At 58.9% G+C, this 9,403-nt stretch carries 10 protein-coding genes; 5 read left to right on the forward strand and 5 right to left on the reverse strand.

What is annotated here, in order from left to right; translation table 11 throughout:
- Position 1 precedes the first annotated feature (1 nt).
- Positions 2–451 (reverse strand): MepB family protein, encoded by a 450-nt coding sequence (locus ACT3TP_RS18165; protein ID WP_096285837.1) that lies wholly within the window; start codon positions 449–451, stop codon positions 2–4.
- A gap of 90 nt (positions 452–541) precedes the next feature.
- On the opposite strand from ACT3TP_RS18165, the gene ACT3TP_RS18170 reads away from it, so the two are divergent.
- On the forward strand, positions 542–850 hold the full coding sequence (locus tag ACT3TP_RS18170) for a thiamine-binding protein (protein ID WP_096285835.1): 309 nt from the start codon (positions 542–544) through the stop codon (positions 848–850).
- Positions 851–854: 4 nt separating this feature from the next.
- Entirely contained in the window at positions 855–1,544 is a 690-nt protein-coding gene (locus ACT3TP_RS18175; protein ID WP_444616732.1) for an O-methyltransferase, read from the forward strand.
- Here ACT3TP_RS18175 and ACT3TP_RS18180 read toward each other — a convergent pair.
- Complete coding sequence (locus ACT3TP_RS18180; protein WP_096285831.1) at positions 1,541–1,918, reverse strand: hypothetical protein; 378 nt, start codon at positions 1,916–1,918, stop codon at positions 1,541–1,543. The two genes, ACT3TP_RS18175 and ACT3TP_RS18180, sit on opposite strands and share 4 nt — an antisense overlap.
- A 141-nt stretch (positions 1,919–2,059) precedes the next feature.
- Between ACT3TP_RS18180 and ACT3TP_RS18185 the strand changes: the two genes are divergently transcribed.
- Both ACT3TP_RS18185 and ACT3TP_RS18190 read left to right on the forward strand, forming a co-directional pair.
- Entirely contained in the window at positions 2,060–2,575 is a 516-nt protein-coding gene (locus ACT3TP_RS18185) for a GNAT family N-acetyltransferase (RefSeq protein ID WP_444621236.1), read from the forward strand.
- Positions 2,568–3,392 (forward strand): spermidine synthase, encoded by an 825-nt coding sequence (locus tag ACT3TP_RS18190; RefSeq protein ID WP_255248417.1) that lies wholly within the window; start codon positions 2,568–2,570, stop codon positions 3,390–3,392. Before ACT3TP_RS18185 ends, ACT3TP_RS18190 begins: the two co-directional genes overlap by 8 nt.
- Here the strand turns inward: ACT3TP_RS18190 and ACT3TP_RS18195 are convergent.
- Positions 3,385–3,825: a DUF2087 domain-containing protein gene (locus tag ACT3TP_RS18195; protein WP_444616738.1), complete on the reverse strand. Its 441-nt coding sequence runs from the start codon at positions 3,823–3,825 to the stop codon at positions 3,385–3,387. The two genes, ACT3TP_RS18190 and ACT3TP_RS18195, sit on opposite strands and share 8 nt — an antisense overlap.
- An 813-nt stretch (positions 3,826–4,638) precedes the next feature.
- On the reverse strand, positions 4,639–6,087 hold the full coding sequence (locus ACT3TP_RS18200) for an NCS2 family permease (protein ID WP_096285825.1): 1,449 nt from the start codon (positions 6,085–6,087) through the stop codon (positions 4,639–4,641).
- 170 nt (positions 6,088–6,257) lie between these two features.
- Here ACT3TP_RS18200 and ACT3TP_RS18205 point away from each other — a divergent pair, with 170 nt between their 5' ends.
- Complete coding sequence (locus ACT3TP_RS18205) at positions 6,258–7,226, forward strand: universal stress protein (RefSeq protein WP_096285822.1); 969 nt, start codon at positions 6,258–6,260, stop codon at positions 7,224–7,226.
- A 155-nt stretch (positions 7,227–7,381) separates the two neighbouring features.
- On the opposite strand, the gene ACT3TP_RS18210 is transcribed toward ACT3TP_RS18205, so the two are convergent.
- Positions 7,382–9,106: an NlpC/P60 family protein gene (locus ACT3TP_RS18210; protein WP_444621237.1), complete on the reverse strand. Its 1,725-nt coding sequence runs from the start codon at positions 9,104–9,106 to the stop codon at positions 7,382–7,384.
- Positions 9,107–9,403 lie beyond the last annotated feature (297 nt).

Consider the following 9,403-nt stretch of genomic DNA (forward strand, 5'->3'; position numbering starts at 1 on the left):
GCTAGCTAAGTACGCTAAAGGCCGCAGCTTGGGCTCGCTGCGTGCGTCGCGCCTGCGGATTCAACTCGGCGCACCAGCTGGGGTAAACCCGAAATCCGCGTTTGCCGGGCTTCGCTTCCGAGCTGGTGATACCAAGATTGCGCAACTGTTCGGCGGTGAACCGGAAGACTCCGAAATGCTCGGCGTCTTGCACAAAAACCAGAAGTCCTGAAATCTGCTCGTCCGCGCTAAAAGGTTCGGTACGCCCGTCGGCGTTTCGAGTCCAGCAAGCGAGGAACGCTCCGGGTTTGGCATCGGTGATGCGGGCCGTTCGGATCCGCCACCGCTGGCCGCCGAAAGAGACCAGCCCGGACTCGTAATCGCTGTTTTGCTCTTCTGCCCGAACCAGGAGTGGATCCGCGTCCGGTGCTAGGCCAAGTGCGGTGTATCGAGAGAAGGCGCTGAAATCCATAATGCTCATTTTAGGCGTGTGCCGGCATCCCGACGCGGATAGCCGCAGCAACGTCGTGACAAGCTCTAGCGTCGGTGGGAGAGTAGAGATATGATCGTAGCTTTTTCAGTTGCCCCAAGTACCGACAACGCCGATGCCTCGGTTCATGGCGCCGTAGCCGAAGCGGTGCGCATTGTGCGCGCTTCCGGGCTTCCGAACCGCACCAGCTCGATGTTCACCGAAATCGAGGGCGAATGGGACGAAGTCATGGCTGTCGTCAAGGATGCCACCATGGCCGTAAGCAAGTATGGTTCCCGAGTTTCGCTGGTGCTCAAGGCAGATATTCGCCCGGGATATACGGGTGAATTGGACGGAAAGGTCCGGCGCCTGGAGCAGGCGATCGAGTCCAGCGAGGAGTAATGAGATGATCCGCCATTCTGCAGAACGCGAGAGCGCGGAGGTCGACACCTATCTCAATGAGGTGCTGGGGCTCGAAATCCCAGAACTTGAGGCCGGTAGAGAACACGCGCATGACGCAGGTTTGCCTCGAATCGAAGTCAGCACCGCTCAGGGCAAATTCCTGCAGCTGATGGCCGAGATAGTCGGTGCTCGGCGCGTGCTTGAGGTCGGCACGCTTGGCGGGTATTCAACGAGCTGGCTTGCCCGTGGGGTGGGTGAGCGCGGGCAGGTGATCTCCTGTGAATTTGAGCCCCTGCATGCTTCTATCGCCCGTGAGAATTTGCAACGTGCCGGTCTTTCGGAGCGGGTTGAGATCAAACTCGGTGCAGCCAAGGGATCGCTTGAGAATCTGATCGCCGCGGGCACCGAACCCTTTGAACTGATCTTCATCGACGCAGACAAGCGCAATAACGTGAGCTACTTGGAACTTGCCCTACAACTCTCGCGTCCCGGGACGGTGCTGATCCTCGATAACGTCATTCGCGGTGGTGCGGTGCTCGACGACGCGGCCGAGCACGGGGCAAACGAGGCGGATGTGCGGGGCGTGCAAGAAGGGCTCAGCTGGCTGCGCGATTCACCACGGGTCTCGGCAACCGCGCTGCAGACCATTGGGGCCAAGGGCTGGGACGGATTCGCCATTGCTCGGGTGATCTAGCCGGAGAGCGAGCTGGTGGAGTACTGGCTCGCCACCGAGGAAGCCGGAATCTTGAACGGCGGGAAACGCCGGACGAGCAAGTTTGTCGCAAAACCACCGAGCACCGCGACGATGGCTCCGAGCCATAATGCGTAACCTGTTTCGCGCAGCAGGCCCCCGATCGTTGGAGCAAGGATCATGGGAAGAATGTAGTACCAGTGCTTGGCGGTGGTTGGCCCCCAGATGCCTTCAAATTTGGCCAGCAGGCTGAAACTGACAATCAAAAGCAGAGATCCGAAGCAGATGATCCAGAACGTCGGGGACAGGCAGACGACCAGCGTTAGGCCTGTCACGACGCCGCCGGTAAAGTTCGCGAACTTTTCGTTCCGATCCACCAGTGACCACCCTTTCGCTTCAGTCTTTTAAGTAACTATCTAGGCAGTTTTTCAAACTCCACGGCCACAAGCAATAGTCCTTAAGTAGGAGGGCAGTGGTGCTTAGCGACGCAGGGGGCCTCGCTGACGTACTGTATGTATGTGTCACTTTTGAACGAATATCGAATCCGACTAGCCCAAGAACATGATTTGCGGGCGGCTCTTGAAATGAAGTTGCTGGCCTGGCGCCAAGCCTATTCGGGCTTCCGCGACGAAGAGTTCTTCGCCTACCACGAAGCGCAGCTTGAGCAGCAGCTGGCCTGGTGGGAACGTGGGTTGGCCGGGGGAGCCCAATTCTGGATCGCTGAATCCGGCGACGGAAAGATCATTGGCTTGGCCGGTGGCACGCCAACCATTGAAGAAGATCAGGACACCGGGGTCGATATCGAACTAGGCGTGCTCTACGTGCTGGAAGAGTACTACGGCTGCGGACTCGGCGCCCATCTGATGGACACCGTGCTGGGCAAGCGTGAGGCTCTGGTCTGGGTGCTGGCGGGAAATCAGCGAGCCGTCGCTTTCTACAGCAAGCATGGATTCGCCCCGGATGGAACTTCCGAAGAGCTCGTTGGCTCTTGGGCCGGACTGCGCGAGGTTCGGATGGTGCGCCGACATGGCTAAGACCGACAGCAACGTCATGCTCGGAAGCTACGAGATCGATACCGGGTTGGCCGAGATCGAGCCGGACCCCTATGGGGCGAATCGCTTTATCCTCAAAGTCAATGGTGTTCCCTCTTCCCACGTAGACCTCGATGACCCAAGTTATCTGGACTTCGAATACATGCGCTGGATGGAACCGGTATTTACCTTCGGATTCCCCGCCGAACAATTCGACGGTCGTGCTCGCAAGCTGCGCGTGCTGCACCTTGGCGGGGGCGGTTGCTCGATGGCCCGCTGGGTGGCGGCTGCCTATGAGAATGCCCGTCAAGTCGTGGTGGAACTCGATGCGAAGCTCGCCGAGCTGGTGCGTACCCGTTTCGAAGTGCCTCGCGCCCCGCTGGTGCGATTGCGTGTGGGTGATGCCGGGCAGGTACTTCCCACGCTCAGCGATGACAGCCGCGACATCATCATTCGCGATGTGTTCGCCGGTAGTACAACCCCGCGCGAGCTGACCACCATCGGCTACGCCAAGCAGGCCCAACGCGTGCTGGACCAAGGAGGCGTCTACCTGCTGAACTGTGGCGACTCGGCCGATCTGGCAGGCGCCCGAGCCGAGGCAGCCACCTTGCTTTCGGTCTTTGCACACGTGGCAATGATTGCCGACCCGCCGATGCTCAAGGGGCGGCGGTACGGCAATATCGTTTTCCTGGCCAGCGATGAACCGTTGAGTCTCGGGGCAAGTTTCGAAAAGAATCTGCGTACCGCTCCGTTGCCGGCGCAACTGGTTTCAGGCTCCGCGGTGGCGCGCTTCGCCGCCGGAGCCGCGCCGATTATCTAGCCGGCAGGCGGTAGCGGCTTCCGTCGAGATCGCGGTGGACCAGCTCATGGTCCACCAGGTAGCGGCGTAGCAGCGCCACGTCCTCATGGATCACCCGCAACCGCTCGTTGAGCTGGTCCTCGCGCAGGGATTCTCCGGTGAAGAGCACGTGGTCGCGGATATGGAGCATGACTTCAAGGCGATCCGCCGGACGTGCGGGTAAGGCATTTAGCCGTGGGCCGGTGAAGTAGCGCATGACCCCGGCCCGCTGGGTGTTGGAGTCTGCCGCCGCGGCGAGGGTATCATCGAGCAGTTCATCGTTCAGCTGCCAGCGGCCATCATGAGCGGTGAGCAATCCAATCTTGGCCCAGCGCTGCAAGTCCTTGCTGGTCCGGGCCGAGTCGTTGAGCTGCTCCTGCGCACCGGCAAGGACCAGACCCAAAGCGGTTCGCATGCTCTGATTCTTCAACCCTGCGGCAATCTCAATCCATTTTTTACCTTGAGACATCCTCATCCTTTCGTCTGCGCCTAATTGCCTCAGCCCACATGCTACCCAACGGGTGCAGAGGCTTTGTTCTTTGGACTGCAGAGGAGTAAGGCCAGTACCCTCGGCCCATCGGTGCGGGAACAGGTGCCATGCATGGTCGACTCAGCTAAGGGGCGGTCATGATGACCTCTGCGTTTGACGTTTTCAGTTCACTCGACGGGTTTGCCGCCGCGACCGAACCCTGGGCAGGGTGCTGGGGCAAGCAAGGTCCCGAACTGCATCGAACACCGCAGTGGTCTGTGCGATCAGCCGACGCGCATGGTTTTCGGCGCCATCACCTACGCGATGATGTCCTCTAAGCTGGCGGATTGGGCAGACCCGGACGCGTGGGTTGCCAAAATGCCAGCCCAACCCAAAATCGTCATCTCCCCACGATGAACGCCGAAACCGACCTGAGCTGGAAAAACAGCACGCTTGAGTCCGCGGATGCCGTAGACGTGGCGCGCAGGTTGAAGAATGAATCCTCCATGCCGCTGCGCTCGCATGGCAGCCTGTCGATGAACCGGGCTGATGGATGCGGGACTGGTGGATTTTCTGCAGCTCACCCTCTACCCGGTGATTACCGGAATTACCGGACGTGAGCGCATCTTTGAGCGGTTTGGCGATTTTGATCGTTAACTGATCTACGCACCACACTCGATCCCGCGCTCGGTGGCTTTAAATAGCGTCGGCTCGGCATCGTATTTCTACGGTGCCGAGCCGGCGTTGCTTCTGCCTCGGTTACATTCCGATGAGATTCTCAATCAGGCCGATACCGAAGAACAGCACAAAGGCGGCCGCGACAACCCACATCAACGGGTGGATCTCCTTCGCGCGGCCCTGCGCGGCTCGGATGAACACGTAGGAGATGAAGCCAGCTCCGATGCCGTTGGCGATGGAAAAAGTGAAAGGCATCAAGGTGAAGGTCAGGAACGCGGGCAGGGCAATGCCCCAATCATTCCAGTCAATTTTAGAGACCTGCGAAACCATCATGAAGCCCACAACGACCAGAGCCGGTGCGACCGCTTCGAAAGGGACAAGGTGGATCAGCGGGGTCAGGAACATTGCCACGATGAGCATCAGACCAGTGACCACCGAAGCTAGACCGGTGCGTGCACCTTCGCCGATGCCGGCGCCGGACTCTACGAAGATCTGGGCCGATGAGCTGGAGGTGCCGCCGCCGACAATGGCGCCGGCCGCATCGACCAGAAGGACCTTGTCGACATTTGGGATATTTCCGTCTTTATCCAAGACGCCCGCTTCGGAGGCCAGGCCAACCATGGTGCCCATGGCGTCGAAGAAAATCGACAGCAGAATCACGAAGGCGAGCAATGCAGCCGCCGTGACGCCAAGCTTTTCAAATGATCCGAAGAGATTGACCTGACCGATGAGGCTCAAATCCGGCAGTGTCCAGCTTGGCAGCGAAGGAACCACCAAAGACCAGGTGCTCGTTTCCTTCTCGCCAATGTTGAACACGGCTTCGAAGATATTTGCCAAAGCTGCGGCTGCGACGATACCGATCAGGATAGCGCCCTTGACCTTGCGCACTACAAGGGCCATGGTCAGCAGCAATCCGACCACAAAGACCACGATTGGCCAGCCCATTAGCTTGCCGTCGAAACCCAGGCCTACCGGCACGGTGGTATTCGCAGCATCGGGGATACGCTGAACGAAGCCCGCGTTGACCAGACCGATCAGCGCGATGAACATGCCGATGCCGACCACGATTGCTGTCTTCAGACCCGCCGGAACGGCGCGGAACACGGCGGTTCTAAAGCCGGTGAGGACCAACAGGAACATGACGATACCTGCAACGACCACCAGCCCCATGACATCTGGCCAGGTAAGCTCCGGATTCGTCGCCACCGTAATCGCAACAAAGGCGTTTACGCCCAGCCCGGTGGCCATCGCGAATGGGTGGCGAGCCCAGATGCCCATCAGAATGGTCAGGATACCTGCAACGAATGCGGTGACGGCAGCTACGCGCTGGATTCCGAGTTCCCCGCCGGACGCGTCGGCGCCGGAAAGTACAAGCGGATTGAGCACAACGATGTAGCTCATCGCGAAGAAGGTGGCGATGCCGCCACGAACTTCGGTTGCAAAAGTTGAGCGGCGTTCCGAGATTTTGAAATATCGGTCAACACGCGCCGGGAAGGATGTCTCAGACACAGTTTTGGTGGTGGAGGGCATGGTAAAAATTCTATGACGTTTTGGGTATAGATACATACCGATCTCATAGCTGAGTAGGCTTAGCGTGAAATCATTAGACCCAACTCACACTGTGGGCGAAGATTGGAAGTACATTGGTTGTAAGAGGGGTCACACCCAATGCCATCACAGGTCAATGAGGAGCGAGTCTGATGAGTGACGAAGCACCAGTCGAAACTGAAAAAATCGAGGGTATTGTCGTCGGCGCTGACGGTTCCCAGCAGAGCAAGTGCGCCTTGCGCTGGGCGGAACGAGAAGCGGTGCGCCGTGGCAGTGTTCTGAATATCGTGTCCGCCTACACAATTCCCGTTTTTGCCGCATCGTCCATGGACGCCGGATACTCCACGCTGGATGACGATTTGATCCGTGGCGGAGCCGAGGACATCGTGCGCCAAGCACGCGCGGACCTAGAGGGCAGCCAGGCAACAATTCGCACCTACATCGAGTCAGGAGATCCTTCTGGGGTTCTGCTGGATCTGAGCGCGGATGCCGAGCTCGTCGTCGTCGGCACTCGTGGCCGTGGCGGCTTCGTAGGCAGGCTTCTGGGATCGGTTTCCTCGGCTTTGCCGGCGCACGCCAAGTGCCCCACTGTGGTGGTGCCATTGTCCATGGCCAAGGAGCAGGAGCAGGCCTTAGAGGAGGCGCCCGAGCGCCAGACGATTGTTGTTGGTGTGGATGGTTCGGAGCGCGCGCGCTCGGCGGTGCTCGCGGCGGCGGAAGCGGCGTTGGCCCGGGATCTGAAGCTCCGCGTGGTATGCGCGGTCTCGCCGGTTTCGGCGGCACTCGCATGGATGCCCGCCACGGTCGACCAGGAAGCGGTGCTGGAGGACGTTCGCTATCAAATGGATGTCGGGCGCCGCTGGATCAACTCGCACTTCCCAAATCTTGAGGTCGAGACCGACGTGATCTCCGGTCCGCCTGTGGAGGTGCTGATTCGCGAGTCCGAACATGCCGTCCTCACGGTAACCGGTTCACGCGGACGCGGCGGATTTGCCGGCATGCTGCTTGGCTCCACCAGCCAAGGGGTCTTGCACCACTCGAAGGGCCCGGTGATGGTAGTTCCGGACGGGGATGATCCACGGCTCGCTAATCGAAAGGATTTCGATACCGGAGCCGAGTAGGCAGCTCAATATGGCCCGGGAGGAGATGTTCCTTCCGGGCCATATTTTTGAGTAGCGCCGAGAACGCTAGTCCTAAGCGCACTGCAGGACGCAGAAGAAAAATGCTCCGCAGCCAACTGGCTGTGGAGCATTTTTTCTCTCGAGGTCGCGCCTGCCTAGTAGCGGGCTGCCTTCGGATACATGTTGTTGACCCAGCTCAGCGGAGTCACCGTGATGCCGGCGTTCGGGTTGCGAGCGTGGACTACCTGGCCGTTACCAATGTAGATGGCCACGTGGTAGAACGAAGCTCCGCCATTCGAGCTGGAGAACACGAGGTCACCTGGGCGAAGCTGGCTCAGCGAGACATATTGCGGAGCGCTGGCGAACTGCTGGCTGGAAGTACGTGGCAAGCTGATCCCGGACTTGGCGAATGCAGTTTGCGAGAAGCTAGAGCAGTCGAAAACGTTTGGCCCGTTGCCGCCGAACACGTAGCGCTTGCTCGGGTCTTTCGCCGTCTGCAGGGCCCATGAGATCGCCGCAGAATAATTGCTGTTGTTACTCTGCTCCTGCTTCGGCTCTTCCTTCTTCACCTCTGGCTTTGGCGAAGGCTTAGGGGTTGCCTTTGGCTTTTCTGGTGCCTTCGGCTGGACCTTTTTAGGTTCTGGCTTAGGCTTAGGCTTCGGCTTTGGTTCCTCGATAACCTTCGGCTTTTCCGGTGCCTGGGGGAGAACCTTTGGCTTCTCGGTTTCCTTGGGGGTGGTCTTCGGCTTCTCGGGAGCCTTCGGAGTTGCCTTGGGCTTTTCGGGAGCCTTCGGGGTCTCAGTCTGCTTCGGCTTTTCCGGGGCCTTTGGCGCCTGGGTTTCCTTTGGCTTTTCTGGTGCCTTCGGAGCCTCGGTCTGCTTTGGCTTTTCCGGCGCCTTCGGCTCGTCCTTCTCGACTTCGATGACCTTCGGAGTCAGGGGCTTTGGCGTGGCTTCCTCAGAATCGATAAATTCGAGTTCCTGAGGAGCTTCGATAGCCAGTGGCTGCATGGTTGCCAAGTCATCTTTCGTGACTGGCTTCTCAGCCGCTGGAGCCTCAACGACTTCCTGGAGCGCCTTCTCCTGAGCTTGTTCTTCTGCTTCAGCGATCTGCTTGCGAACTACTTCCTCTTCCTGTTCCTTCAGGAATGCGAGGTGTCCAACGAGCTCGTCACGCAATTCTTTCTGCGGAGCAATCGCTGACTCGTAGGTGGTGAGCGTGGAGCTGGCCTTGGTCGCGGCCGCATCGTAGTTCTCAGCTGCGGCCTTAGCGGCCTTCTGCGCGGTGTCTGCGTACTCTTCCCAAGCTGATACCAGGGCTTCGGCCTCGGTAGCCGTGCTGACCGTTTGGGACCGGTTCTCACTCAAGGCGCTCATGGTGGCTGCCTTGTAGAAGAGATCGTTTGACTCGTCGTCCTGAAGCAAGATGCCCAGGCTGGAGTTGCTTGCGCCATTGCGGTACATGTCCGAAGCAACCGCACCCAGGTCATTGCGGCTCTGTGCGAGATACTGCTGCGCGTACTCGACCTGTTCGACTGCCTTGTCGGCCTCCGCCGAACGCAGATCGCGTTCTTCTGCGGCGGTCAACAGGGACTCCTGGGCTTCCAGGGCCGCCGTTTCCACACGCTGGAGTTCTACGCGACTGGAATCGAGCGATGCTTCAAGGCGAGAGATCATCTCATTGGTTGCTGCCTTGTCTGACTTTGCCGACTCAACCTCTGTTGCCGATGGCAATGGGGAGTTCGACGGTGCTGCTGCAACAGAGACGGAGGTGGGAAACGCGGCCGACGGGGCGGCGGCTGCCGGGACGGCGCCAGCAAGGCAAGAGACTGCTAGGGCCAGGGTGCACGCGGCAACTCCGAGCGAGTGGCGGTTAGCCATATCGTTCCTCACTAGATTCAGGTGATGACAGGTGGGAAATGATCGAATTGTGATTATCCGAGAACGGAAGGTCGCGTTTTGATTAAGATCCCAAATAGCACACTAGGCTAAAAATTAGGTAGTTGGCAACACTGGTCACACCAGTCACAGGAATTACATGAATGGCATTTGTTCCCCCAATTCAGGGATGATTTGGGGGAAGTGCATCCAATTTGACGTGTTTTGAAAATATTCTTGGGAAATAAATGACTCAGGGCTAAATGTTCGAATGACGTTTGAATCGTGACCTTGTGGGCA

The organism is Glutamicibacter sp. AOP38-B1-38, assembly GCF_052377485.1.
Taxonomy (GTDB): domain Bacteria; phylum Actinomycetota; class Actinomycetes; order Actinomycetales; family Micrococcaceae; genus Glutamicibacter.

Bases quoted from the DNA above. Each gene is read 5' to 3' on its own strand.
- ACT3TP_RS18165 (WP_096285837.1), bottom strand. From the start codon at position 451: ATGGATTTCAGCGCCTTCTCTCGATACACCGCACTTGGCCTAGCACCG.
- ACT3TP_RS18170 (WP_096285835.1), top strand. From the start codon at position 542: ATGATCGTAGCTTTTTCAGTTGCCCCAAGTACCGACAACGCCGATGCC.
- ACT3TP_RS18175 (WP_444616732.1), top strand. From the start codon at position 855: ATGATCCGCCATTCTGCAGAACGCGAGAGCGCGGAGGTCGACACCTAT.
- ACT3TP_RS18190 (WP_255248417.1), top strand. From the start codon at position 2,568: ATGGCTAAGACCGACAGCAACGTCATGCTCGGAAGCTACGAGATCGAT.
- ACT3TP_RS18195 (WP_444616738.1), bottom strand. From the start codon at position 3,825: ATGCGAACCGCTTTGGGTCTGGTCCTTGCCGGTGCGCAGGAGCAGCTC.
- ACT3TP_RS18200 (WP_096285825.1), bottom strand. From the start codon at position 6,087: ATGCCCTCCACCACCAAAACTGTGTCTGAGACATCCTTCCCGGCGCGT.
- ACT3TP_RS18205 (WP_096285822.1), top strand. From the start codon at position 6,258: ATGAGTGACGAAGCACCAGTCGAAACTGAAAAAATCGAGGGTATTGTC.
- ACT3TP_RS18210 (WP_444621237.1), bottom strand. From the start codon at position 9,106: ATGGCTAACCGCCACTCGCTCGGAGTTGCCGCGTGCACCCTGGCCCTA.